Source organism: Mixta hanseatica (assembly GCF_023517775.1).
In the GTDB taxonomy this organism is placed as follows: Bacteria; Pseudomonadota; Gammaproteobacteria; order Enterobacterales; family Enterobacteriaceae; genus Mixta; species Mixta hanseatica.
In genome coordinates, this window is record NZ_CP082904.1 from 1842228 (window position 1) to 1866685 (window position 24458).

Below are 24458 nucleotides of genomic sequence, written 5' to 3' on the forward strand. Positions count from 1 at the left end.
TAAACATAGCTGTATAGTTGTGAAGGATTGATAACTATCAGATATGTAATGTTTTTTTCGTTTTTTGAGAGGGTGGCATGCAGTATAGCGTGATGGATTCGTTAATGTGTCCTTTAACAGGAACGGTTTTTAGTGGCGTGATTACGAATAAAAATTTGAAATTAATTATTTGGTATCAGGGAGAAACGATTATTCAGGCTGGAGATTTATTATCTACAGTAGGGGAGGAATTATTGGTCAACGGCCTGCACAGCGATATTACCATTATTAGCGTCTTTCCTTTCAATCGGGCAAACTGGACATTGTTATCCAAACGCACAGGATGTCCGGCAAATGGCGCCTTTCTGCCTTCAGCCTGCCATCGGCCAGACACCTGTCGCTTTGCTCGTTGTCCCTATGGGTTAGAAAAACAAGGTCCGGATAAAGCTACGCATCTGATGCATCAGGATATTAAATAGCTTTAATGGGCAATGAAAGGGCATCTTTTTATACGGCATTTGTGCTTATAGGCGCAGGTGGCTTCAGAAAGATGGCTATTGCCGGGACAGATTTTATTGTAGTCGTGAAGTTTCTGCCAATAAACCGCGCGGAAAAGGGTAACGTCAAGCATTGCGACGGGTTTAATATGACCATTGACTATTAGACCCTGATCGCAGGTTTCCAGCTTGTCGCCGGGAAATAGATAACATTCAGATCCATACCATAAAACAAACTTAAGGTTATACGGCGAGCTAACAAGTGAAAAGGCTGTATCTGAATCGGGGCTGACAATAGAGTCAAGGACATACCAAACCATAACTGCTCCATCAAACGGCTACAAAAAAATCCTGCTTTTTGAGTAATAGAGTTTTGACTCTACTAAAGAGATTATAGTCAGAATTTACTGTTCTTCTCGGGAATGAGTTAATTCAATGCAACTTTTTTGCTGCTTTCATTTAACTTATTGATTATTTTGCGGAATAAAATAAGTGGTTTTGCTGCTGACAGAACGTCAGGGAAGAAGAGAAGGTGAAACGCGACAAAAGGTGACTCAGAACGGTAGAGGAAAGGCGCTATACCTGTACTTTAAGAGAGTTGATACATAAGTTATTTTAACGGAATATAGACGTTGTTGGTTACGGGCATGAGAAGCTGTTAAGGCCGCCCGGCATCAGCAAGGCCGGTACGCACGCTCTTGCCGTGCGGTATAAAAAGCCAGCAGGCTGCCACACCAGGGAAACTCTTCAGAAACCAGCGTTTCGCTTTTCTGAAAAAAAATCATAAAAAATGAAGAAATATTAGGGCCGCCTTTGGGTGGCCTTTTTTACTTGTGGTGAGTGTCCCCAAGAGTACGCCGTAGCGATTCGCCGGTTAATACGTGGCGAAATGGTGGCCGATGCTGGCCTGGCGCCAAGATAAAAATAAATTTTGTTGAACGGCAGACAGCACCAGCGAAGGGTGTTAAGCTGGCTAATCATTCAATAAATATTAAGGTTTACCTATTTTAACTATTAAATACCGATGCTCGCGTTGTCAGGGGCATCAATGCCGTATCTCTTTGTTCGATGTCTCAATGCGTAACCCCCATGGCGCCATCTGCATCTTTTGTAAATCTCCCATGCTTGTTAGCTATCTGACGTCTCAAGCCGCCTGAATCGTTTCACTTTTCTCCCTTGATTAAAACCGATGGTTGCTTTGCATAGCGCTAAGCGCTCTGTGACTTGAAGTGTGAGGCACCTGCAACCATATTTAATCTTAATCATCCGATCGGGAGAAAATCATGGCTAGCGGCTGGGCTTCTGACGAAGCCGTAAATGAACAGATCGACAGCACCATTAATGATGGCGTAGAGCGTGTCCGTCAGGCGCTTGGGCAGGGCGAAAGCGAACGCTACTGTCAGGAGTGCGGCGAGGAAATATCTGAAGCAAGACGTAAAGCGCTTAAAGGCGTACGCTTTTGTCTTGCCTGCCAGACTGAAATGGATAAAAAACAAAAAAATCTCAGCCTGTATAATCGTCGCGGCAGCAAAGACAGCCAGCTGCGCTGATGGTCTGGAAAGCCAGGCCTTCAGCCTGCAAAACTTTCAGGCTGCGGTTAGCTGCTCATTAATTGATTCGCGCTGAGCCGCTTTTCGCTGTCATTATTTGTCGGCTGGTGGCCGAAGCGCTTGCTCTGACTGCATTTTTTATTTTCTTGGTGTTAGCAGGTAATCAGGATGTTTCCCCGCCAGCAACAGCAGCAGTTCATATTCACCCTGACTGAGCCCGCCGTTTTTACTCGCTTCCGCTTCCGACTCTTTCTTTTGCCATACGCGTAAACTGTAATCAAAGCGTTCTGCCGCTTCCGCCTGCGTCAGGCCTGCTGCCTGACGTGTGGTTTTAATGGCCGCGCCGGTCGCAGGCATCATGGACAGTACTTTCAGAGGCATCGCAATCTCCACAACTATTTATAATAAGTTTTTTCTTAAGCATTAACACGGAGCTTAACGGTGTCAAGGCAAGCGAAATGGTGTGGGTTTTATAATTAATTGATATTACAGTTTTTGGATGATTTTTAATCTTTAGCAAAATTAAATTTTCAGTCAATGCTGAAAAAACAGTCAATTTGACGCAGCGGTAAAATAACCCTTTCTCCAGCACCGGGTGAATTTAATGTTTTGCGCTGCGTCTGAAGCGAATAACCCTCTCTGCTTTTCTGAAAATATTCCCGCTGCGCTTGATCAATACCGCCTGTTGCGTTTACTGTATTTATATACAGTATTTGTCAGGGTTACAGGGTATGAATTTCATCAAGCCTGCTGAGCTGCGCGCAATTTTGCATTTGCCGCTGTTTATTGAGCGAGTGGCGTGTGGTTTTCCTTCTCCGGCGCAGGATTATATTGAGCAGCGTCTTGATCTTAATGATCTGCTGGTGCAGCGTCCAAGCGCGACCTATTTTGTCCGGGTAAGCGGCGATTCAATGATTGAGGGCGGCATCGGCGATGGCGATATGCTGGTGGTGGACAGTTCGCTAACCCCCGAACACGGCGATATTGTCGTGGCGGCGGTAGCAGGAGAGTTTACGGTAAAAAAGCTTCAGCTGCGGCCACAGGTGCAGTTGGTGCCGATGAATCCGGCCTGGCAGCCTATTGTGGTGAATAGCGAGGAAGGGTTACAAATCTTTGGCGTGGTCACCTTTACTATTAAGGCGGTAAAATAGGGCGATACCGATAAAGGCGGCAGCGCGCTGACGCCTTGCTCTCTGCTATAGCTCGCGTTTAAGGCAAGGCGTGGGCAGGCGTGCCAGATAGCTATTTAATCGCTTCGTTTACCCTGGCGCGTTAGCTCTGCTCGGAGACCAATAGCGCGAGGGTATCCGGCTCCAGCGCCCGGAAAATATGCTCCTGATCTGCCGGATAAGAGATATAGTCACCGACGTTAAGCTCCACCGGCGCACTGGACAGCCCCACCAGCGCCCGCCCCTGGGCAATAATGATATGTTCCACTGACCCCAGCGCATGCGGGCTGGAAAGGCGCTCCGATCCCGGCTGCGTCATCAGTAAATAGACATCCCGGCGCGCCCCTGGCGGACAGGTGGCCAGCAGGATCGCTTTATAGTCGGCCAGTTCGGCGGTAACCATGGGTCCTTCGCCCCGACGGATAACCTGCATCTTATTAACCTGCGGCTCCATCAGACGCGCAAAGGGAATATCCAAAGCCACGCACAATGCCCAGAGCGTTTCCAGACTGGGATTGCCATTGCCTGCTTCCAGCTGAGAGAGCGTCGACTTGGCAATACCGGCACGGCGCGCGACTTCTGCCAGCGAGAGCCCGGCTCTTTGCCGTTCGCGTACCAGTCCTTCAGCAATAATCGTAATGGGTTGGATCACGCTTTCATCCTGTATCGAACGATCGTTCGTCTTGTAAAACGAGCATCAATTGTTCATTATAATGGCATTTCGTTCGTTATGGGAGAGAGGGAATGGCTCGACGGCGGTTTTTACTCACAAATGATGTGCTCAAGGGGATTGTGCTGGTTTGTCTGGCGGATGCACTGGTAGGGCTTTCCTACGGATCGCTGGCCATTGCCGAAGGCTTTCCTTTTTGGGTGCCGATGACGCTCTCCGTTTTGGTGCTTGCCGGCGCCTCAGAGTTTATGTTTATCGGCATTATTGCTGGCGGAGGTAGCCCCTTTACCGCTGCGGCCGCGGGCCTGTTGGTAAATGCCCGTCATCTGCCTTTTGGCATTGCGGTTAAAGACCTGGTAGGACGTAAATACCTTAGCTGGCTGGGCTGCCACATTATGAATGATGAAAGCGTAGTGTTTGGCATTTCTCAGCGCAAACAGGTGGAGCGCCGTGCCGCCTACTGGCTATGCGGGCTGGGCATTGCTTTTTGCTGGCCGCTCAGCGTCATGCTGGGCACGGTGGTAGGGCAGTGGATCCCCGATACCGATGCTATTGGGCTGGATGCAGTCTTTCCGGCCATCTTAATTGCGCTGATTTTTCCGGCGCTACAACAACGACGCGTGCTTATCCCGGCTGCAACGGGCGCGCTGGTGGCGCTGGTGACATTGCCGTGGGTGCCGGTTGGCATGCCAGTACTTTTTTCCTTATCAGGACTGTTGGCATGGAGGAATAAAAAATGACGGCGACCATGACGATCGGCGGTATCGCTCTGCTTGCCGTAGGCACCTGGTTAATGCGTTTTGCCGGTTATAAACTGGGCAGCCGCCTTGCGCTCCCTGAGCGCACCCGTATGCTGTTATCAGACGCGGCCATTGTATTGCTGTTGGCCGTGGCCGCCACCGCCACGCTGTTCAACGGACAAGCGTTTGCCGGCTTTGCGCGTTTGTCCGGGGTGATGGTGGCGCTATTTCTTGCCTGGCGTAAAGCGCCGCTGATTGTGGTCATTATCAGCGCCGGGCTGGTAACCGCCTTAATGCGGTATTTTGGCGTGACGTAAAGCGCTCTGATTATCATCGACAGGCATGCGTGATTACTATCACGGCGGCAGGATGATCTGCCGTCGTGATGGTAACAAATCTAATTTCTTTTGCTTAAGCTCATGCCGTCATTATTTAAGCTGATGCCGGCGTCATATTCTTTATTCAGCCGACGCGCCTGGTAAAAAACGGATCGCCAGTAGGGATTATCCAGCGAAGAGCGAATGACGCCTTTGCTGGTAGAAGCGTGTAGGAAATGTCTGTCGGTATCGTAAAAACCAACATGCATGCCGCCATTAATTCGGAAGAAAACCAAATCGCCGGGGCGCAACTGTTTTGGCGTAACGTGGGTGCCCATATGAATAAGATCGCGCGTGGTCAACCGCTCTACCGGTAGATTAAAGCGATCTTTTAACGTTCTCCAGACAAAGCCTGAGCAATCAACGCCGGATAATTTCGTGCCACCCCATTCATAAGGCGTGCCATGCCAGGTATGCATTTGATCGTGCAGAGCCGCAATGACCGGAATTAAATCAGCCTGCTCGCCTTGCACGCTGATATCGTCTGCCTGCTGGGTTTTTGCTGAGTTTTTACCGGGTGATGAAGAGCAACCGACAAGGGTAATAAAAGAGGCAAGCATCAACGTTTGGGCCAGTTTGCGATTCATTTTCGATTAGCGCGCTTAATAAAGTGGAAAGAGTGTGAATATTCTGTTTTATAACTGAAAGAAGCGCTACCCAGAACCCCCACTTTTTCTTTTTACGTTAATTTACCGGAAGCCGGCCAGATAGCGCCTGTTTTGCTGCCTTTCCACGCGCTTACCGGCCGGTGACGCTAAAATTGTGTTACATATTTCATAGAGAAATGACTTTTCGCTATCGGGTGCTGCGACTGCATTGATGATGCGAAATCGGTTAATAAGGGCTGGCGGTGGGACGCACGATAATTTCACTTACGTCTACATCATCAGGCTGAGCAATGGCATATGACATCGCGCGGGCGATGCTCTCCGGCGGCAATGCAATCCGACGAAATGTCTGCATCGCCTGACGCGCGGTTTCATCGCTAATGATATCCGCCAGTTCAGATTCCACCACGCCCGGCGAGATCACCGTTACGCGAATTTTATCGCTTTCCTGCCTCAGGCCATCAGAAAGGGCGCGAACGGCGTATTTGCTGGCGCAGTAAACGGCAGCGGTAGGTGAAACGCTATGCGCGCCGATAGAGGCGACGTTGATAATATGACCATATTCCTGCGCCTGCATCACCGGCAGCACCGCCGCGATGCCATACAGCACGCCGCGAACGTTAACATCCAGCGTTAGTTCCCATTCTTCCACTTTCAGCGCGGCGAGCGGCGAGAGCGGCATAACGCCGGCATTATTAATTAACACATCAATACGACCATATTTTTCCATCGCCAGATCGGCCAGCTGCTGCAGGGCGCTACGTTCCAGCACATCGCATTGCAGCGCATCAATCTTTGCTCCCTCGGCCCGCAGTTCGGCACATAGCTTTTCAAGCCGCTCGGTACGGCGGGCGCCCACCACCAGCCTGTGTCCTTCCGCCGCCAGCAGGCGCGCGGTAGCCTCACCGATGCCGCTGCTGGCGCCGGTCAGAATGATTACTTTATGCGGTTCACGGATTGTCTGGCTCATGGTTTTACTCTCCATATCATGGTTGAGCCTTCAGCTTAAAAACATCCATTACTCGCTGATAGCGTCATTCCTCGCTTAGTATTGCCTTATTATCTCGTTATTGCGGCTGGCGCTGTTCCTGAGGGACGGAAAGCGATTACTATTGCCAGAGCGCTTAACTGCCGGGACGCTAACCCAATGATATCAACCGTACAGCAGCAAATTTGTCAGTCTCTTCAGACGCTGGCGCCGCAGGAAGGCTATACCGCGTCGTTGCTGGAAGAGGTACGCTTTATGCGGGCGGATCGGCCCATCGAACGTACTCCGGTGCTGTATGAACCCAGCATCATTATTGTTTGCCAGGGGCGGAAACGAGGATATCTCGCCGATCGCATTTATCACTATGATGCGCAGCAGTTTCTGGTGTTGTCGGTGCCTTTACCTTTTTCTTCGGAAACGGAAGCGACGCCGGAAGAGCCGATGCTGGCGGTGGCGGTGAAGCTTAACCTGGCGCTGGCCACGGAGCTGCTGATGCTGGTTGGCGAATCCGGCAGGCAGATCCCCTCTGCGCCAGAAGGGATGATTTCAACGCCGCTTGATGCGGCCCTGCTGGATGTGGTGCATCGGCTGCTGCTGGCGCTGCAGTCACCGCTGGAGGCGAAAGCGCTGGGCGCATCGCTGCTGCGCGAACTCTATTTCCGGGTGCTGATGAGTGAGCAGGGCGGCGCCATTCGCGCCGCGTTAGCCTGTCAGGGGCATTTTGGCCGCATCTCGCGTGCGCTGAATCATATCCACCAGCAGTGGCAAAGCCCGCTTAACGTGCCGATGCTGGCGGAAAAAGCGGGCATGAGCGTGCCGCGCTTTCATCTTCATTTCAAAGCCATTACCCATACCTCGCCGATCCAATACATCAAATCCGTCAGGCTACATCAGGCCCGCCTGATGATGATTCGCACTAATCTCCCCGCTTCAAAGACCGCATTGCAGGTGGGATATGAAAGCGCGTCGCAGTTTAACCGCGAATTTCGCCGCTTTTTTGGCCGCAGTCCAGGCGAAGAGACGCATCGCATGCGGCAGGCGCTGGCATTATTACCGGCCACTGAACTGGCGAAGCAGGCGATCTCTCACTAAAACCAGCAACGTTACCGATCTTCTCTTTAATTTCCTCTATCCACGCCTTCCGACCTCTTGAATGCCAAACGTGCAAATAACCCAGGCGTTAAGACGCGCGGGCTTGTCCACGGTTAGAAGATGAAATGAAAGGTGTAACATTTCATTTCATCTTTTATTTTGAAAGTTTTATTAATCATTTTGTGATATGTTCGCGTTTTATTGTTTTGTTTTAGATCTATCTTGTTACCGCAGTGAATATGAAATTGTTTCTGTTCTCTACGTGAAGGGGTCGCAACATGATTGAAAGCATTACACACGGAGCCGAGTGGTTTATTGGGCTCTTTCAGAAGGGAGGCGAGGTATTTGTCGGGATGGTCACCGACATTCTGCCTTTGCTGATTAGCCTACTGGTGGTTATGAATGCGCTAATCGTTTTTGTCGGGCAGCGTCGTATTGAGGCGCTGGCTCAGCGCTGCGCTGGAAATCCGGTTTCCCGCTATCTGTTTCTGCCTGTTATCGGCACGTTTGTTTTCTGTGATCCCATGACGCACAGCCTCGGCAAGTTCATGCCGGAAAAATACAAGCCAAGCTACTACGCCGCGGCCTCCTATAGCTGTCACTCCATGAACGGCCTGTTTCCGCATATCAATCCCGGCGAGCTGTTTGTCTATCTGGGGATCGCTAATGGACTAACGACGCTTGGCCTGCCGCTGGGGCCGTTGGCCGTCAGCTACCTGCTGGTGGGCATGGTGATGAACTTTTTCCGGGGCTGGATCACCGATCTCACTACCACCTTCTTTGAGAAAAAGATGGGTGTACAACTTGAACGCCAGGTTCGTTTATAAACGCGGAGCGGAAGATGAGTGACACTATTACCATAAAGAAAGGCGCAAGCGGCTGGGGCGGCCCGCTCACCATTAGCATTACGCCGGGAAAAAAAATTGTTTACGTGACGGCAGGCACTCGACCCGCCATTGTCGATCGGCTGAAAGCGCTTACCGGCTGGGAAGCGGTTGACGGCTTTAAAGAAGGCGAACCGCCGGGCGAAGAGATCGGCGTGGCGGTTATCGACTGTGGCGGCACTTTGCGCTGCGGCCTCTATCCGAAGCGGCGCATTCCGACCATTAACATTCATGCCACCGGCAAGTCCGGCCCGCTGGCGCAGTACATTACTGAAGATATCTATGTGTCTGGCGTACGCTCGGAAGATATCCAGGCGGTGAACGGCGCGTCTTTACCCGCCGCAGAATCACAGCCCGAGCCTGCGCCGATAAGCAAAGGCCGCGATTATGACGCCAGTAAAAAAATTACCGAGCAGAGTGATGGCCTGCTGGCGAAGGTCGGTATGGGAATGGGTTCGGTAGTCGCCGTTTTCTTTCAGGCCGGCAGAGAAACCATCGACACGGTGCTAAAAACCATTTTGCCCTTTATGGCATTCGTTTCGGCGCTGATCGGCATCATTATGGCTTCCGGGCTGGGCGATTTTATTGCTCATGGCCTGACACCACTGGCAAACAGCCCGGTCGGGCTGGTGACGCTGGCGCTGATCTGCTCTTTCCCGCTGCTTTCCCCGTTCCTCGGTCCTGGTGCGGTGATTGCGCAGGTTATCGGCGTACTGGTCGGGGTGCAGATCGGGCAGGGGACCATCCCGCCGCACCTCGCGCTGCCGGCGCTGTTCGCAATTAATTCTCAGGCAGCCTGCGACTTTATTCCTGTTGGGCTATCGATTGCCGAAGCGCGTCAGGAGACCGTACGCGTCGGCGTTCCTTCTGTGCTGGTCGGCCGCTTCCTTACCGGCGCGCCAGCCGTACTGCTAGCCTGGGCCGTTTCCGGATTTATCTATCAATAACAGCGGGAGAGCTTATGAAAACTGTTTATGAATCCACTTTTATCTCTGTTGGCCTTTGTGCGAATGCGTCGCTGGAAGAGAACTTCATCATCACCTTTGGCGAAGGCGCACCACAGGATGTCGCGGAATACTGTTTTATCCATCGTACAGAGGTGAATGACGGCGGGGCGTTTGCCGCCGGCTCCGTGCTGGCTATTGGGGAAAAAGAGTACCCGGTCACGGCAGTAGGCGAGGTGGCGCGGGAAAACCTGCATGCCCTGGGTCATATCACCGTGCGTTTTGACGGCGCCAGTCAGGCCGAGTTTCCCGGCACCGTTCATGTGGTCGGCAGCGCGCCAACCGCTATTGAGCCGGGCCAAAAGTTTCGTATGTTGAGTGAATAATCGGGAGAAGAGAATGGATCAGGTTGCTGTAGTCATCGGTGGTGGTCAAACGCTGGGTGCTTACCTGTGCGCCGGGCTGGCGGAGGCCGGTTATAACGTGGCGGTTGCCGACCTTAATCAAGAAAATGCGCAGAAGATTGCCGCAGATATCAATCAACGCTATGGCGCGCAACGGGCGCAGGCTTTTCAGGTGGACGCCACCGATGAAGAGAGCGTTATCGCGCTGGCGCGTCAGGTTGATGCGGGCTTTGGCCGAACCGATCTGCTGCTGTACAGCGCGGGCATTGCCAAAGCTGCGCCGATTACCGAGTTCGGGCTTAATGATTTTGACCTGTCGCTGCAGGTGAATCTGGTGGGATATTTTCTTTGCGCCCGCGAGTTCTCAAAGCTGATGATCAGAGACGGTATCAAGGGACGCATTATTCAGATTAACTCCAAGTCTGGCAAAGTCGGCAGCAAGCATAACTCTGGTTACAGCGCGGCCAAGTTTGGCGGCGTCGGGCTGACACAGTCGCTGGCGCTTGATCTGGCTGAATATGGCATCACCGTCCATTCCCTGATGCTGGGCAACCTGCTGAAGTCGCCTATGTTTCAGTCTCTGCTGCCGCAGTATGCGGAGAAGCTCGGCATCAGGCCGGATCAGGTGGAACAGCACTATATCGACAAGGTTCCGCTGAAGCGCGGATGCGACTATGAGGATGTCCTTAATGTTCTGCTGTTTTATGCCAGTGATAAAGCGGCTTACTGCACCGGGCAGTCCATTAACATTACCGGTGGCCAGGTGATGTTCTGATAACGGATCCGGCAGCGCAGGCTGCCGTTTTCAGGAGAAAAAGATGGATTCTGTTAATGCATTTATCGTTGTGGCCGCCGTGGCATGGATGGGGCAGATAGCGCTGGGCTGGCGACAAATCAGCTGCTTTAATCGGGCGCTTGAAACGCTTTCGCAGCGCGGGCAGGTCTGTATTGGCCGTTCGACGGGGCGTTTTAAACCGCGCGTCATCCTGGCGCTGGCCGTCAACGATGACGGCAGGATTAGCGATAATTTAGTTATGAAAGGAGTAACGGTATTTTCACGCCCCGCTAGCGAAAGCGCCCTTACCGGCAGAAGGCTGGACGATCTCTGCCCGGAGAGGCTGTTTCCTGGAAATAAAGCGTTGCAGGAAGCGCTGACGTTAGCTATTACAAATAAAAGATGATACCTTTCATTCTGAAAGATTACTCCTTTGCATCGCGAGTTAAGACATCCGGGATGATGAGGAAGTTCAGAAACTGAAAAGGACCTCTTTATGAAACCGATACAACGCCAGGCGCAAATACTTGAATACCTGCAGCAGCATGGCCGGACCACTGTGGAAGCGTTGATTGCCCACTTTAATACCACCGGCACGACTATCCGCAAAGATCTTACCCGTCTGCAGCAGGAAGGGGCGGTGATACGCACCTACGGCGGCGTGATGCTGAACCGCGATGAAGGAGATCAGCCTATCGACCGAAAAACGCTGATTAACACCGAAAAGAAAAAGCGTATTGCCGCACGCGCCGCGTCACTGATCGGCGAAGGCGACTCGCTGATTTTTGATGCCGGCAGTACGGTGTTGCAAATGGTGCCGCACCTGGCGCGCTTTAACAATATCACCGTGATGACCAACAGCCTGAGCATTGTCAATGAACTGGTGGAGCTGGATAACGATCAGGTGATTCTTATGCCTGGCGGTACCTATCGCAGCACGTCCGCCTCTTTTCACGGCAGCCTGGCCGAGTCGGCCTTTAGCAAATTCAGCTTCGACACGCTATTTATTGGCGCCGACGGCGTGGATATGACCGCTGGCGTCACAACGTTTAATGAAGTATTTGCCGTTAGCCAGGCGATGTGTCACGCCGCCAGGAAAATCGTCCTGCTGGTTGACGCGTCTAAGTTTGGCCGCCGCAGCCCAAACGTGGTATGCAGCCTGGATGCCGTTGATGTGCTGATCACCGATAGCGATATTTCCCCGGATACCGTAGCGCAGCTGGAAGAGAAAGGGATCGAAGTTCTGATTGTCGCAGAGGAATAAAAAATAAATGATTAACCACAGCGCGCGATTGTAGTGATAATCAGCGCGCTCAGTTCCTGCATCCCTTCCTGCTGGCTAATATCACCAGCGACCACGGCATTGGATATCGCATCCGCCGCGCCCAGCATCCCCCACATGGTCGCCAGGGGGATGTCGGATGGCGCAACAAAAGGGGCGAACCAACTGCGGAATTTTTCAATAAAATCGAGCTGGTACTGGCGTTTTACTGCGGCAAGTTCCGGCGTGCTATCCAGCGAAGAGAGGACGTCGGGAATTTCGCGTCCCTGCGTCAGCACGCAGTTCACATAGCTGGAGGCCACCACCGCCGCCTTGTCCTGTAGTCTGTCGCCGGCCGCCGCCATTGCCGCATCGATAAGCGCATTCTGCCGACTGTCAAAATCCTTATACAGCGCGGCCAGCAAGCCCTGGCGCGTAGTGAAATGCTCGTACACTACCGGCTTACTGACGCCTGCCTCCTCAGCCACGCGCCCCAGCGTCAGGGCCGCGCTGCCTTCCTGGCGCACCAGCTGCCAGGCGACAGTTAACAATTGCTGTCGCCTGGCCTGAGCAGTCATACGCTGGCGTGGAGCCTGATTCATACCGTTTCCTTCTGTTTGAACAGGTGCAGGCCAAGATTATAGGCCAGTCCGTAGTGTGCGTCGGGATAGTTTTCATCAGCAGGCAGCAACAGTTCGCTGGTCAATACCGGTGCGCCGCAGTAGTCAAAAATTCCCTGATCGATCTGGGTACGCATGCTACTGAAATAGCCGCGACGCAAATAGGTACGCGGTGTGGCCGCGCCCAGCGCCAGCAGATGTACCTGCAGATGGCCGAGCTTACCGATGACCTTGTCATTGCTGTCATCATACGCCCAGCCCTGAGTGAATACCCGGTCGATCCAGCCTTTTAGCTGGGCCGGAAATGACCACCAGTAAACCGGATAGACCAGCACCAGCGCATTCGCACGGTTCAGCCGTTGCTGTTCGGCCAGCACGTCGGCAGGCAATGCCGAGCCATTTTTAAACTGCTCATAATCTGCCTGGCTGAAACGTGGATCAAACTGTTCAGCCGCCAGGTTAACCTGTTCAAAGGTATGGATGCCGCTGGCGGCAATGCCATCTGCGACCCGTGAAGCGATAGTTTGGCTATGGGAATGGCTATCGGGATGGGAAGTAACGATCAGTGCGTGCATATTAATATCCTCCGCTATGGCATAACCTACCATCAGTAAGTTACTAATGGTAGGTTATGCCATAGCGTCGTGACAGGTTTACGCTAAAAAAAATTATTGATGGACTTCAAACAATCATTATTCCCTATGACCGGATATCAGATTTCTGTTGCGTGCCGTTAGCACTTATTTCACCATGGTAGAACGTTCTAATAAAACGTTCTACTTATAATAACAGCGCGCTTTTAGCGCAGGTAACGGCCTTAACCCGGGGAATAAAAATGAGTCTGCTATCAGGGTTTGTTAAGTCGCTGTCTAAGCTCTCAATGATTGGCCGCGCATTAATGTTGCCAATTTCACTGTTGCCAGCCGCCGGGCTGCTGCTGGCGTTCGGGGATAAGTTTCATTTACCGTTAATGATGAATGCCGGCGGGGTTATTTTCGATAACCTACCGCTACTGTTTGCTATTGGCTCTGCCGTAGGGCTGGCCTCGGAATCGGGCATTGCTGCGCTCTCTGCTGCCGTATCGGTGTTTATCACCAATATGACCATCGGCACCGTACTGGCGATTACGCCGGAAATGGCCGCGCAGGGCGGGAAGTACGCCATGGTAGTGGGTATTCCTACGTTGCAAATGGGCGTATTTGGCGGCCTGCTGTGCGGTATCCTTGCCGCCTGGTGCTACAACCGCTTTCACACCATTCAGCTGCCGGAGTTTCTCGGCTTTTTTTCCGGTAAACGCTTTGTGGCGATCGCTACCGCGTTTCTCTCTTTTCTGCTTGGCCTGCTGCTGCCTTATATCTGGCAGTATATTCAGTCCGGGATTGATGCGCTGTCGGTGGTGGTAAACGGCGATAACCAGGCGGCCTCGACCTTTATTTTCGGGCTGGTGGAGCGCGCGCTGATCCCGCTTGGCCTGCATCACATCTGGTATCCCTCTTTCTGGTACTCGTTCGGGGATTACACCACCCACAGCGGGCAGATGATTCACGGCGATCAGACCATCTGGTTCAAAATGCTGGAGGAGGGCGTAAAATCTTTCAGCAGCGACAGCTACCAGAATGCGGGTAAATTCATGCAGGGCGAATTTCCGCTAATGTTATTTGCGCTGCCGGCCGCCTGCCTGGCGATGTACCACGAGGCGCAAAGCAAAAACAAAAAAATCGCCGCAGGGATCCTGTTTTCCGCCGCGTTGACCTGCTTCCTGACCGGGATCACCGAGCCGGTTGAATTCACCTTTATTTTTGTCGCGCCGATCCTGTATGTGTTTAACGCCATCATGGCCGGGCTTTCCTATATGTGTATGTATCTGCTGCATGCGCATATCGCGAAATCCTTCTCTGCCGGACTGATTGACTACATTTCGTTCGGCATTCTGCCCTCGTTTAACGGTTATCAAACTAACTTCCTCAATGCCATCATTATTGGGGTGCCGATGGGCCTGATTTACTACGTCACCTTCCGCTTTGTGATCCGCCGTTTCGATATCAAAACGCCCGGACGTGCTGATGTCACCGCCGATGCCGGCGATAAAACAGACGAAGAGCTGGCCTCAGAGATCATTGGCCTGCTGGGCGGCGCGCGTAATATTGATTCCGTGGGCGCCTGCATTACCCGCCTGCGTCTTGAAGTTGCGCAGGGCGGGCAGGTAGATAAAGATGGGCTAAACGCGTTGGGGGCGCGCGGCGTGGTGTTTGTCGGCGAGAGAGGCGTTCAGGTGATTTTTGGCGCGCGGGCGCAGTTTATCGCCCAGAAAATGTCCTCTTTGCTGGGTAAGTAACCAGCGCTGGTTATGAAATAAGCCTCTTGTATTTTTCCGGGAGGCTTTACTCTGATGGATAAGCAGCTGCACTTTCAGGGAGAAAAGGTGAAAAGGGTCAGCATCGTTGATGTCGCTAAACAGGCCGGGGTATCGGTTTCTACCGTATCGCTGGTGCTGCGCCGGAAAGGGAAAATTTCCGCTGCTACCATCGCGCGGGTACATGAGGCAATGAACGCGCTGGGCTATGTGCATAATGTGGCCGCTGCCAATCTTCGCGCCAATACCTCTAACCTGATTGGCCTGATTGTGCGTGATTTCAGCGACAATTTTGCTATCAAGGTGATGGCAAGTATCGTGCAGGAGCTGGAGCGCCAGCACTATATGGTCTTCCTGGGACAGCCGCAGGATGAGAACGAGGCGCTGGAGCGCTGCCTGCTTTCGTTCAAACAGCAGGGCGTCGCGGGGATAATCTATTTGACCTCTGACGTTACGGCCCGTACGTTGCCGGAAAAAATCCGTCGCTGCCCGCTGCCGCTGGTGGTGGTTTCACAGTCTTTGCAGGAGGATGCCTGCGATCTGGTGATGCGTGATAACCGGCAGGCGGCTAACCTGGCTACCCGTTATCTGATTGAGCGCGGGCATCGTAATATCGCCTATATCGGCGGCGCGGAAAACGATCGCATCCGCCAGCAACGTCTGCTGGGCTTTGGCAGCGCATTGACGCAGTATGGGATGCTGATGCGTCAGGCGTTAACGCCCGCCTGTGCCGAAAGTACCCAGGCGGCAAGCCAAATCACCCGTCAGCTGCTGGAAAATAACAACACCATTACGGCGCTGCTCTGCCATTCGTCGAATGCGATGATTGGCAGTCTCAGCGCTATTTATCAGGTCGGCCGTACGCCTGGCAAAGATCTGTTTCTGACGCAGCAGGTCGCGCTGCTCGGCTTTGAAGATATGTTGCATATTAATCTCACCTCGCCATCTTTTACCTATGTTTCCTCCGCCAGCGAAGAAACGGGCCGTCAGGCCGCAGGCTTAATCCTGCGTAAATTGAGTGAGCCGGATCTTGCGCCGCAACGCATTACCCTGTCCGGACATCTGGTGGTGCGCGAGTCGGCATAAGGCTGGCTGTATTAAAAACAATCTTGACGTGTAAAGCGATCGTTTTACACTTAAGCTATGAATAAACGAAATGAAATTATTGCGGGCGCCGCTCGCATATTTGAGGCGGAAGGCTTTCGCGGCATCGGCATCGATCGGGTTATCGCGCCGGCTGGCGCCTCGACCCGCACGCTCTATAAGCATTTTGGTTCGCGTGACGGTCTGGTGATTGCGGTACTTGAAGCAAGGCATCGGGCCTTTATGGATTTGTTGACCGGTGATGGCGCAAAAGATGATCCTGTTGGGTCGCTGTTCGATACGCTGCAACGTTGGCTGGAGCAGCACGGCGCGCGCGGATGCATGCTGCTGCGCGCCCGTAGCGAATATAGCGGCGCCAATGCTGAAATCGTGTCGCTGGTCAGCCAGCAGAAACAGGCGTTTCGTCAGGAAATCGCCAGGCGAGTACGCTGCGTTCTCGGCAACGACGATCCCCAGCTTAGCACCCAAATCTGGCTACTGTTTGAGGGCGCGACGGCGGCGGCAAGCGTAGCAAACGAATCGGTGACAGGCGATGCCCGCCATGCCGCGTTATTACTCCTTGAGCTTGCCCGGGCACGCCGCGTATGAGACAGGGAATTAACCTGGTCGCCGCCGCCTTTACCCTGACAGCGCTTTCGTATGGCCTGGCACGCTTTGCTTATGGACTGCTGTTGCCGCAAATTCGCGCCGCGCTGTCGCTGGAGGTGACTGTCGCGGGATGGATAGGCAGCGGCGCCTTTGCCGCTTACTGCGTGGGCATCATCTTCACCTTCTGTTGCAGCGGTAAACTTAGCTCCCGGGCGCTTGCTATCTTTGCCGCAACGGCCTGTCTGGCGACGGCGATTCGCCCTTAAGGGCTTACCCGTATACCGCCTTTATTACATACGCCTGAATGAGATTGCATAAAGCATGTTTTATCAGGCTATTAACGTTAATACGGGCAGGCTATTTCGTTTAATGGCGTCGTAGGGAAATTCTGAATGTTTTCCCTCATCTTTAATTAAGCCATTGATTATAAATAAGTTATTCTTTTTGCCTTCATCCTGTGATCTGGCAGGGTTTACTTCGATTTGCAGGTGTTTCAAGCTGTATCATTAGATTGCATTATGTATTCTAATTTTACGCTTGCGCTGTAGCCTTTAGAGGTTGCTATGACGGTTAAGAAACGCCTTTTCGACATCCTTGTTGCTGCCTTCTGTTTGATTCTTGTTATGCCAGTGATGATACTCACGGCGCTTATTCTGTGGTCAACGGGTATGAGGCCCTTGTTTCGTCATCCGCGAATGGGGCAGGGAGGCCAAACCTTCTATTGCATAAAATTTACCTCCATGCTGCCGATGGAGAAAGTTTCTGCTGCGGAACAGGCGCGTATCCAGCGTGAGCTTCAGCTTTATAGCGTGGTAAAAAACGATCCGCGCGTCACCCGCTTCGGCGCGTTCATCCGTAAAACCAGCATTGATGAGCTTCCCCAGTTTATTAATGTTCTGATGGGCGATATGTCTGTTATTGGGCCGCGCCCGATTGCGGCGTATGAAAAAGATAAATATGGGCGCAGCTATCGTTATTACTGTTCCGTAAAGCCTGGCATCACTGGTCTGTGGCAGGTTTCAGGTCGTGATGAACTGCCTTACCACCGTCGCGTGGCGATCGATCGTTATTACAGCCGCCGCCGTCGGGCGCGGATGGATCTTTATATTTTTCTCAAGACGTTTGGGGTAGTGGCCGGCATGAAGGGAGTGAACTGATTATGGAACAGCTATTTTCATACCGACGCTGGCTGATTATCAGCCCGCACGCTGATGATGCCGAGCTGGGCTGCGGCGGCATCATCGCCAGGGCGGTTGAGGCGGGGGTTGAGGTTCATATTGCGGTCGTTATCTTAAAAGGCGAAACTCATCTGCGCGAACAGCGCTATGTCTCCGCCTCACAGCGCTATCAGGAGCTTGCTGCCGCAATGAGCAGCGCGGACGCGCACTATTCCGTACTGAATTTTGTTAACGAAGGGGAGTGCTTCGATTTGGCCTCTTCCAGTCAGTCGGCATGTGTTCAGCAACTGGATAAATTGCTTGAAGAGATACAGCCCGAGCTGATGCTGATGCCGGTTCCCTCGTTCCATCAGGAGCATCAGTGGGTTTATCACTGCTGTGTGGCCGCCACTCGCCCGACCAAAAATCAACGCTCGCTGCGTCTTATCGCCGCGTATGAATATCCGGCGGCAGGCTGGGGAAATTCTTCCGCCTGGGATGGCTCGCGCGGCGCAGTGTATATCAATATCAGCGATTATTTACCGGCAAAGCTGAGCATGCTGGCAGAGCATCAGTCACAGATGTCGGCGACGCCAAACGCGCTAATCTCGCTTGATGGCGTAAAGCGACTGGCCTCATTCCGTGGCGTTGAGGCGGGCTATGATTATGCAGAGATGCTCTATCTGATGCGGGGATGGATCGATTGATCTATCCTTTTTGACGTTGCGGTCTGGCCATCAGATGGGCCAGACCGCAATTGATGGTTAATGGCCGCCCATCAGCTTTTCAATATCTTCTGGTTTGTCATGCACGCCGAAACGATCGACCAGGGTTTGGGTCGCTTCGTTCATGCCCCGAATGTCCACCGCCTTTCCTGCGCGGCGAAACTTAATCACCACGCGATCCAGCGCGCTGACAGAGGTAATATCCCAGAAATGAGCATGCGTGACATCAATCACCACGCGCTCAACCGTTTCGCGAAAGTCGAAGTCACGGGTGAAACGGTCGGATGAGGCAAAGAATACCTGACCGGTGACGATGTAGGTACGCGTGCCATCCTGTAACCTCGAATCAACCGTCATAAAGCGGGCAACCTTAGTGGCAAAGTTCAACGAGGCAATCAGCACCCCGGTCAGCACGCCAAACGCCAGGTTATGCGTGGCTACCACTACCACCACGGTCGCCAGCATCACTACGCTGGTTGATAGCGGATGTGAGCGCAGATCCGTAAGGGATCGCCAGGAGAAGGTGCCAATAGAGACCATGATCATCACCGCAACCAACGCCGCCATCGGGATTTGCGATACCCATTCACGCAGAAATACCACCATCAGCAACAGCACCACGCCGGCAGTCAGCGTGGAAAGGCGTCCGCGCCCGCCAGATTTGACGTTAATAACCGACTGACCAATCATCGCGCAGCCCGCCATGCCGCCAATCAAGGAGGTACAGATATTAGCGATGCCCTGCGCCTTACACTCGCGATTCTTATCGCTTGCCGTATCGGTCATCTCATCCACGATGGTTGCCGTCATCATTGATTCCAGCAGCCCCACCACGGCCAGACCGGCGGAATAAGGCAGAATAATCAGCAGGGTATCGAGGTTAAAGGGAATCGCCGGGATAAGAAACACCGGCAGGCTGTCAGGCAGTTTGCCCATATCGCCCACGGTGCGCACATCCAGATGTAGCCAGATGGAAATGGCGGTCAGCACCAGGATACAGACCAGCGGGGAGGGAACGGTTTTATTGAGGTACGGAAAAAGATAAATAATGCCAAGGCCAGCGGCGGTCAGTGCGTAAACGTGCCAGGTGACATCAGTCAGTTCCGGCAGCTGCGCCAGAAATATCAGAATCGCCAGCGCGTTGACAAAACCGGTCACCACCGAGCGCGATACATAGCGCATCAGGCTACCGAGCCGCAGATAACCGGCAATCAGCTGAAGAACGCCGGTCAGCGCAGAGGCCGCCAGCAGATACTGTAATCCATGGTCTTTTACCAGCGTCACCATCAGCAGGGCCATTGCGCCGGTCGAAGATGAAATCATGGCCGGGCGGCCGCCAAAGAAGGCCATAACCAGAGGGATACAGAACGCGGAATAAAGCCCGACCTGCGGGTCTACGCCGGCAATGATGGAAAAAGCGATCGCTTCAGGGATAAGCGCGAGCGCGACAACAATACCGGCCAGTACGTCACCACGGACGTTACCCAGCCAGTCCTTACGCGTCGAGGACAGCAACATAATTTTTCTCAGTTTTTGGATGCAGTTAGCCCGTGAGGGCAAAAATTTTGTACGAAAAAGCACATCCGCAGACGGGATGTTTTTGTGCGTGCGGCCGAGATTACTCAGCGCAACAGGGAGGGATTACCACTCAGGGCGGCGTAATACGCATGATATTTTGAAAACTCCTTTACGGCGGTGTGAACCCCTTCAGGAACCAGAAAAGCCTGCTGAACCGGGTGTTCGGAGCAGGCCGTGAAAGCTGGCTGGCGATCAAAAAGTATGAGCGCCATACCAGAAGCGCGTTTTACTTTACCTGAAACTTCCGCCGGGTCAAGAGACGGGCTTTTTACTGCCCACACTCCTGCGGGCGGGCGTGCGAAACACCATCATAATTCCGAGCAGTATCGCTCCCATACCGATCATGCCGGACCAGGGCAGCGTATTGCCCAGCAGGAGATAATCCAGAATGGCGGTAATAACGGGAACCAGATAAAACAGGCTGGTCACGTTAACAATGCTGCCCGCGTTAAGCAGACGGTAGAGCAGTAACTGGGCTACAACCGAAATCAGCACCCCCAGGAACAGCACTGAGATAAAAAATTCCCGATTGAAACTTACCTGAAAAGTGCCCAGCGGCAGGAGAACGAGGCATAACAGCAGGCTAATCCCATATTGAAGCGGAAGGACCTCGGCTGGAGCCTGGCGCGTTTTCTTCTGCATGATGGCGCCGAATGTCATAAACAATAGCGCCGCCAGGGCGAAAACGATCCCGGACGCGGGCAGATAGGCGGTTGACAGGCTGCGCCAGACCAGCAGTACCAGGCCTGAAAGCGCCACCAGCAATCCGAGAATACGCGTTCCCTGCATGCGGCGCTCAACGATACATAGCGTCAGGATGGGCTGAATACCCATAATTGTCGCAATCAACCCTGGCGTAACGCCGTGCGCCATAGCCTGAAAGTAACAAACCGAATAGCAGCCGATAAGCATCAGCCCTGTCAGCGCCGCTTGTCGCCGGGCGCCTTTTTCCGGCAACCAGCGGCGGCGAAAACAACCGATAATCAGTAGCGTGCCAAGCGCAATGGCAAAACGGAAAATAAGCAACGCTAAAGGTGATGCGTTATCTAACCCCAGCCGGGTAAAGATGGCAGCGCAGCCCCAGAGTAAAACAAAGCCAGATGTGGCGCTCTGCGAGGCAAAAGTGGCTTTACTTAATTGCATAATTATTTATTTTCCTTACCTCGTTTCATCGAGGCCCGTGCCGACAATGGCGTTCATTTTGCTGAAATTTATCACCTCATTTGTAATTACAAAAACGAATGTTTAGCATGGATGTCATGACAAATTCAGATGGGGCGTTTTTCATGGATAGGAATATTCAAAAGTACAAAGCCTTTCTGCAAGTGGTCGAGCTGGAGAGTTTTACTAAAGCGGTGGAAAAATTATTTTATTCACAGTCTGGTATCAGCCGGATGATTAATGATTTAGAGAAAGAATGGAACGTCACGTTATTTGAGCGTGGCCGGACTGGCGTGCGACTGACATCAGACGGCGTGACGCTGTTACCCTTTGCGCAAAGGGTCTGTGAGGAGTATCAAAAACTTCAGGCTGAAGTCGATGCGCTCAACGGGCTGCAGTCGGGCATTATCCGTATTGGTACCTTTTCGAGTGTGGCAACCCACTGGCTACCTGGAATTTTACAAGCGTTCCAGGAAGATTACCCCAACATAGATTTTGAGCTGTTGCTGGGAGACTATACGGAAATTGAAAGCTGGATAGCTGAAGGGCGGGTGGATTGTGGTTTCACACGTTTACCTGCCTCACCCGCATTTGAAACGCTTTTTCTTGAAAAGGATGACTATCTTGTTGTTCTTCCTGAAGGGCATAAACTTTTAGCCTATGATGTCGTTCCCATTGCTTCATTATGTCATGAACCTTTTATTCTGCTTGAGAAAGGCAGGAATAATGAAATATCGGAGATATTCAGAGAATACCAACTTCAGCCGCGTGTAAAATTCACCCTGTGGGATGATTATGCCGTTATGGCCATGGTGGAAAAAAAACTGGGCGTCAGTATTTTACCCACGCTTATCCTCAGAAATATTCCTTACCGTATCCTTACCAGAAAGATAGACATTTCACCCTGCCGTAATATTGGCCTTGCATTCAGAAGTTCAAAAAACCTGTCACGAGCCGTGAAACAATTTATTGAGTACCTTGATGACAGAAATGCATAAATCTCCTGGTTCCAGTTTAGCGTTTGTCAGCAGAAAAGCCGTCACGGACGTCGCGTCACCAATCTCGCCAGCAAACAGTAATGGCATAAATCCGCTGATTTTAATTTTCTTCACGAGCAGGCTGCTCATCATGGGGCGTAACGAGGTCCGGATTATCTACGTTAACGCCCTACGATTTTCGCGGAGGATTTTGCGGCGGTTCACTGAGGCGCCGCTTGCTCAGAGGCGGGTAACTTTCTTAACCGTTCTGAGAGACGCAGGCACAGCAAAGCCATCAGGATAAATGCAACCGATATGCCAGTCAGTCCATAAAAACCGGCCAACGGATAAATCCAGGCCGCAACGGCCGAGCCAAACCCAATGCCGCCAAACATGAACGCGCTGGTTAACGCCAGGGCGACGCCGCGAAGTTTTGTAGAGGATAACTCCACCACCCTGCGCTGCTGGCTTGGCCAGAGCATATCCGTTGCAAATGCCCAGACAACCAGCGCCAGCAACAGAATGCTCAGAATTTTAGGCAGCATGGTGATAAGCGCCGTATCCATGATAAGCAGAAGCATGCCCGTTATCAGCAATTTTTCCGCCGACAGGCGTGCCGCCGCCCGCGTTACATAGAGGTTACCCAGCACGCCCGCCACGCCCAGCACGGTCAGTGCAGCCGATACGGCATGGGTGCCGCCAGCATAGGTATCCCGAATCAGCGGGGCGATAAAAGAGTAAAAACTGTATACGCCGGCGGTGATAAAAAATACCACCAGAAAAGCGGAAAGATATTCTCCCTTTCTTAGCACGCCTGCAATGTCAGCCAGATGGATAGGGGTGCCTTCAGGCCCGCTGGGTACGGAAAAGAGAATATTAAGCCCGCTTAGCAGGCTAATCAGACCAACCAGCGCAAACAGGACTTTCGCTCCCCAGAGGCTGGCAATCCAGGCGGCAAGCGGAATACCTGCCAGACTCGCCATTGAAACGCCCAGTAAGACGATGCCAATGGCCCGGCCGCGCTGCTGCTCATGGGTTAACTCAGCGCCGAGCGCGACCAGAACAGGACCAATAAGCCCGGCACCCAATCCCATCATCACCCGTGAGGCGATTAGCGCGCCATAGCCCGGGGAAAGGGCAAACGCAAATGCGCCCAGACTGAACAGCAGCATACCGGATAGTACCTGCTGGCGACGACGGTAATGACCGAATAAGACCTGTGCCAGCGGAGCGGCTAGCGCAAATGTCAGACCAAAAACGGTAAGCAGCCGCGCGCTCTGTGAATCGGTCAGTTGCCATGCGGCAGAGATGGCCGTCAGGCTGCCGGCAATGGAGAGCGCGCCGGTAGCCTGTACAAAATAAGCCAGGCTTAGCGCACGCAGCGCGCGACGCTGTGATAATGAAAGGGCATTGCTCATGGTTCAGCTCCCAAAGAGGCAGGGGCAAGATGCCCCCGCAGGCATCACTGTACCGGGATAGGATTGTCAATGACCGACTGGTTGAACTGGTTCACCAACAGATGTTCATTAGCGCCCGGGTTGTCACGCACCGGCAAAACACGATCGACAATGGCCTCAATGGTGTCGGTGCCCAGCTTGTCAAAGGTCTCGTTAATAAACGCATCCAGCGGCATGGCGCGTGGATCGCCGCTTTTATAAATCAGATCGGTATCCACCCACGGTGGCGAAATTTCAATTACCTGCACGCTGGTGTCGCGCAGCAGAAAGCGCTGAGAAAGCGTATAGGAATGAATGGCCGCTTTAGTGGCGGAGTAGAGCGCATTGGTCGCCAACGGCAGGAAGGCCAGAACCGAGCTGTTATTGATTAGCACGGCGTCAGGCTGCTGCTTCAAATGTTCAATAAACGCCGCGCTGACGCGTACCGGGCCGAGAATATTAGTGTTAAGCAAGGTAACGGCCTGCGCATCATCCAGCTCGCCGGCGGCATTGTCGAACGGCATAATACCGGCATTGTTAATGACAACATTAAGCGCAGGATAGCGCGACAGGATTTCCTGCGCCGCGGCTTGAATACTTTCTGCACGGGTAACGTCCAGCACCACCGAATCCATGCCGGGATTCGCTGCGGTAACCTCATCCAGCAGCGCCTTACGGCGGCCGGAAATGATCACCTTATTGCCCAGTTGATGAAATTTTTCCGCCATTGCGCGGCCAATGCCTGAGGTGCCGCCGGTAATAAAAATGGTGTTGTTGGTCAGTTTCATAATTTTTCTCCAGTAGGGACTATTCAATCATTG

Annotated in this window: 31 protein-coding genes; 20 read left to right on the top strand and 11 right to left on the bottom strand. The window is 52.7% G+C overall.

The annotated features are described in order from the left end of the window. Positions 1–77 precede the first annotated feature (77 nt). Positions 78–458, top strand: coding sequence for a hypothetical protein (locus K6958_RS08900; RefSeq protein WP_249894300.1), 381 nt, complete (start codon positions 78–80; stop codon positions 456–458). Between the two features lie 2 nt (positions 459–460). On the opposite strand, the gene K6958_RS21370 is transcribed toward K6958_RS08900, so the two are convergent. After that, complete coding sequence (locus K6958_RS21370; protein ID WP_491562429.1) at positions 461–796, bottom strand: hypothetical protein; 336 nt, start codon at positions 794–796, stop codon at positions 461–463. Between the two features lie 741 nt (positions 797–1537). On the opposite strand from K6958_RS21370, the gene ymcF reads away from it, so the two are divergent. Continuing rightward, the gene (gene ymcF, locus K6958_RS21310) at positions 1538–1633 is read left to right on the top strand and encodes a cold shock small protein YmcF (RefSeq protein ID WP_420851630.1); all 96 of its coding nucleotides are present in this window, start codon (positions 1538–1540) and stop codon (positions 1631–1633) included. 126 nt (positions 1634–1759) lie between these two features. Next, entirely contained in the window at positions 1760–2026 is a 267-nt protein-coding gene (locus tag K6958_RS08905; protein WP_249894301.1) for a DksA/TraR family C4-type zinc finger protein, read from the top strand. Between the two features lie 138 nt (positions 2027–2164). Here the strand turns inward: K6958_RS08905 and K6958_RS08910 are convergent, their stop codons facing one another. Then, positions 2165–2407 (bottom strand): helix-turn-helix domain-containing protein, encoded by a 243-nt coding sequence (locus K6958_RS08910; RefSeq protein ID WP_434085202.1) that lies wholly within the window; start codon positions 2405–2407, stop codon positions 2165–2167. Between the two features lie 350 nt (positions 2408–2757). On the opposite strand from K6958_RS08910, the gene umuD reads away from it, so the two are divergent. After that, positions 2758–3177: a translesion error-prone DNA polymerase V autoproteolytic subunit gene (umuD, locus tag K6958_RS08915; RefSeq protein WP_249894302.1), complete on the top strand. Its 420-nt coding sequence runs from the start codon at positions 2758–2760 to the stop codon at positions 3175–3177. Between the two features lie 121 nt (positions 3178–3298). Here the strand turns inward: umuD and K6958_RS08920 are convergent, their stop codons facing one another. Beyond that, complete coding sequence (locus K6958_RS08920; RefSeq protein WP_249894303.1) at positions 3299–3847, bottom strand: helix-turn-helix domain-containing protein; 549 nt, start codon at positions 3845–3847, stop codon at positions 3299–3301. Positions 3848–3939: 92 nt separating this feature from the next. Between K6958_RS08920 and K6958_RS08925 the strand changes: the two genes are divergently transcribed. Further along, the gene (locus K6958_RS08925) at positions 3940–4605 is read left to right on the top strand and encodes an AzlC family ABC transporter permease (protein WP_249894304.1); all 666 of its coding nucleotides are present in this window, start codon (positions 3940–3942) and stop codon (positions 4603–4605) included. Continuing rightward, positions 4602–4922: an AzlD domain-containing protein gene (locus tag K6958_RS08930; RefSeq protein WP_249894305.1), complete on the top strand. Its 321-nt coding sequence runs from the start codon at positions 4602–4604 to the stop codon at positions 4920–4922. Before K6958_RS08925 ends, K6958_RS08930 begins: the two co-directional genes overlap by 4 nt. Before the next feature lie 80 nt (positions 4923–5002). On the opposite strand, the gene K6958_RS08935 is transcribed toward K6958_RS08930, so the two are convergent. Together K6958_RS08935 and K6958_RS08940 are read right to left on the bottom strand one after the other, a co-directional pair. Next, entirely contained in the window at positions 5003–5569 is a 567-nt protein-coding gene (locus K6958_RS08935; RefSeq protein ID WP_249894306.1) for a C40 family peptidase, read from the bottom strand. Positions 5570–5816: 247 nt separating this feature from the next. Beyond that, positions 5817–6560, bottom strand: coding sequence for an SDR family oxidoreductase (locus tag K6958_RS08940; RefSeq protein WP_249894307.1), 744 nt, complete (start codon positions 6558–6560; stop codon positions 5817–5819). Between the two features lie 177 nt (positions 6561–6737). Here K6958_RS08940 and K6958_RS08945 point away from each other — a divergent pair, with 177 nt between their 5' ends. The 7 genes from K6958_RS08945 (at position 6738) to srlR (ending at position 11941) form a co-directional block, all read left to right on the top strand. After that, complete coding sequence (locus K6958_RS08945) at positions 6738–7670, top strand: AraC family transcriptional regulator (RefSeq protein WP_249894308.1); 933 nt, start codon at positions 6738–6740, stop codon at positions 7668–7670. A 278-nt stretch (positions 7671–7948) separates the two neighbouring features. Then, positions 7949–8497 (top strand): PTS glucitol/sorbitol transporter subunit IIC, encoded by a 549-nt coding sequence (gene srlA, locus K6958_RS08950; RefSeq protein WP_249894309.1) that lies wholly within the window; start codon positions 7949–7951, stop codon positions 8495–8497. A gap of 14 nt (positions 8498–8511) precedes the next feature. Further along, positions 8512–9501, top strand: a complete 990-nt coding sequence (gene srlE / locus K6958_RS08955) for a PTS glucitol/sorbitol transporter subunit IIB (protein ID WP_249894310.1) — start codon at positions 8512–8514, stop codon at positions 9499–9501. Positions 9502–9515: 14 nt separating this feature from the next. Further along, entirely contained in the window at positions 9516–9884 is a 369-nt protein-coding gene (locus K6958_RS08960; protein ID WP_249894311.1) for a PTS glucitol/sorbitol transporter subunit IIA, read from the top strand. A gap of 13 nt (positions 9885–9897) precedes the next feature. Beyond that, positions 9898–10677, top strand: a complete 780-nt coding sequence (gene srlD, locus K6958_RS08965; protein WP_249894312.1) for a sorbitol-6-phosphate dehydrogenase — start codon at positions 9898–9900, stop codon at positions 10675–10677. Positions 10678–10720: 43 nt separating this feature from the next. Then, positions 10721–11083 carry a transcriptional regulator GutM gene (gene gutM / locus K6958_RS08970; RefSeq protein WP_249894313.1) on the top strand — a complete coding sequence of 121 codons (363 nt, stop codon included), beginning with the start codon at positions 10721–10723 and terminating at the stop codon, positions 11081–11083. Between the two features lie 90 nt (positions 11084–11173). Beyond that, positions 11174–11941 (top strand): glucitol operon DNA-binding transcriptional repressor SrlR, encoded by a 768-nt coding sequence (srlR, locus tag K6958_RS08975; RefSeq protein ID WP_249894314.1) that lies wholly within the window; start codon positions 11174–11176, stop codon positions 11939–11941. A gap of 11 nt (positions 11942–11952) precedes the next feature. Here the strand turns inward: srlR and K6958_RS08980 are convergent, their stop codons facing one another. Both K6958_RS08980 and K6958_RS08985 read right to left on the bottom strand, forming a co-directional pair. Continuing rightward, a complete protein-coding gene (locus K6958_RS08980; protein ID WP_249894315.1) occupies positions 11953–12540 on the bottom strand; it encodes a TetR/AcrR family transcriptional regulator in 588 nt (195 codons plus the stop codon). Then, complete coding sequence (locus K6958_RS08985) at positions 12537–13133, bottom strand: NAD(P)H-dependent oxidoreductase (protein WP_249894316.1); 597 nt, start codon at positions 13131–13133, stop codon at positions 12537–12539. Before K6958_RS08985 ends, K6958_RS08980 begins: the two co-directional genes overlap by 4 nt. Before the next feature lie 260 nt (positions 13134–13393). Between K6958_RS08985 and K6958_RS08990 the strand changes: the two genes are divergently transcribed. From K6958_RS08990 to K6958_RS09015, 6 genes are all read left to right on the top strand, one after another. Next, positions 13394–14893, top strand: a complete 1500-nt coding sequence (locus K6958_RS08990) for a PTS transporter subunit EIIC (protein WP_249894317.1) — start codon at positions 13394–13396, stop codon at positions 14891–14893. 87 nt (positions 14894–14980) lie between these two features. After that, a complete protein-coding gene (locus K6958_RS08995) occupies positions 14981–15997 on the top strand; it encodes a substrate-binding domain-containing protein (RefSeq protein ID WP_249894646.1) in 1017 nt (338 codons plus the stop codon). A 57-nt stretch (positions 15998–16054) separates the two neighbouring features. Beyond that, a complete protein-coding gene (locus K6958_RS09000; RefSeq protein ID WP_249894318.1) occupies positions 16055–16603 on the top strand; it encodes a TetR/AcrR family transcriptional regulator in 549 nt (182 codons plus the stop codon). Beyond that, the gene (locus tag K6958_RS09005; RefSeq protein ID WP_249894319.1) at positions 16600–16869 is read left to right on the top strand and encodes a YbfB/YjiJ family MFS transporter; all 270 of its coding nucleotides are present in this window, start codon (positions 16600–16602) and stop codon (positions 16867–16869) included. Before K6958_RS09000 ends, K6958_RS09005 begins: the two co-directional genes overlap by 4 nt. A gap of 357 nt (positions 16870–17226) precedes the next feature. Continuing rightward, positions 17227–17760: a sugar transferase gene (locus K6958_RS09010; protein ID WP_491562432.1), complete on the top strand. Its 534-nt coding sequence runs from the start codon at positions 17227–17229 to the stop codon at positions 17758–17760. 2 nt (positions 17761–17762) lie between these two features. Then, complete coding sequence (locus K6958_RS09015; protein ID WP_249894320.1) at positions 17763–18467, top strand: PIG-L deacetylase family protein; 705 nt, start codon at positions 17763–17765, stop codon at positions 18465–18467. Positions 18468–18524: 57 nt separating this feature from the next. Here K6958_RS09015 and K6958_RS09020 read toward each other — a convergent pair whose 3' ends face one another. Further along, on the bottom strand, positions 18525–20003 hold the full coding sequence (locus K6958_RS09020; protein WP_249894321.1) for a SulP family inorganic anion transporter: 1479 nt from the start codon (positions 20001–20003) through the stop codon (positions 18525–18527). A 312-nt stretch (positions 20004–20315) separates the two neighbouring features. Next, complete coding sequence (locus tag K6958_RS09025) at positions 20316–21206, bottom strand: DMT family transporter (protein WP_249894322.1); 891 nt, start codon at positions 21204–21206, stop codon at positions 20316–20318. A gap of 116 nt (positions 21207–21322) precedes the next feature. Between K6958_RS09025 and K6958_RS09030 the strand changes: the two genes are divergently transcribed. Continuing rightward, positions 21323–22222 (top strand): LysR family transcriptional regulator, encoded by a 900-nt coding sequence (locus K6958_RS09030; protein ID WP_249894323.1) that lies wholly within the window; start codon positions 21323–21325, stop codon positions 22220–22222. Positions 22223–22422: 200 nt separating this feature from the next. Here K6958_RS09030 and K6958_RS09035 read toward each other — a convergent pair whose 3' ends face one another. Beyond that, the gene (locus K6958_RS09035; protein ID WP_249894324.1) at positions 22423–23619 is read right to left on the bottom strand and encodes an MFS transporter; all 1197 of its coding nucleotides are present in this window, start codon (positions 23617–23619) and stop codon (positions 22423–22425) included. 44 nt (positions 23620–23663) lie between these two features. After that, positions 23664–24425, bottom strand: a complete 762-nt coding sequence (locus K6958_RS09040; protein ID WP_249894325.1) for an SDR family oxidoreductase — start codon at positions 24423–24425, stop codon at positions 23664–23666. Between the last annotated feature and the right edge of the window lie 33 nt (positions 24426–24458).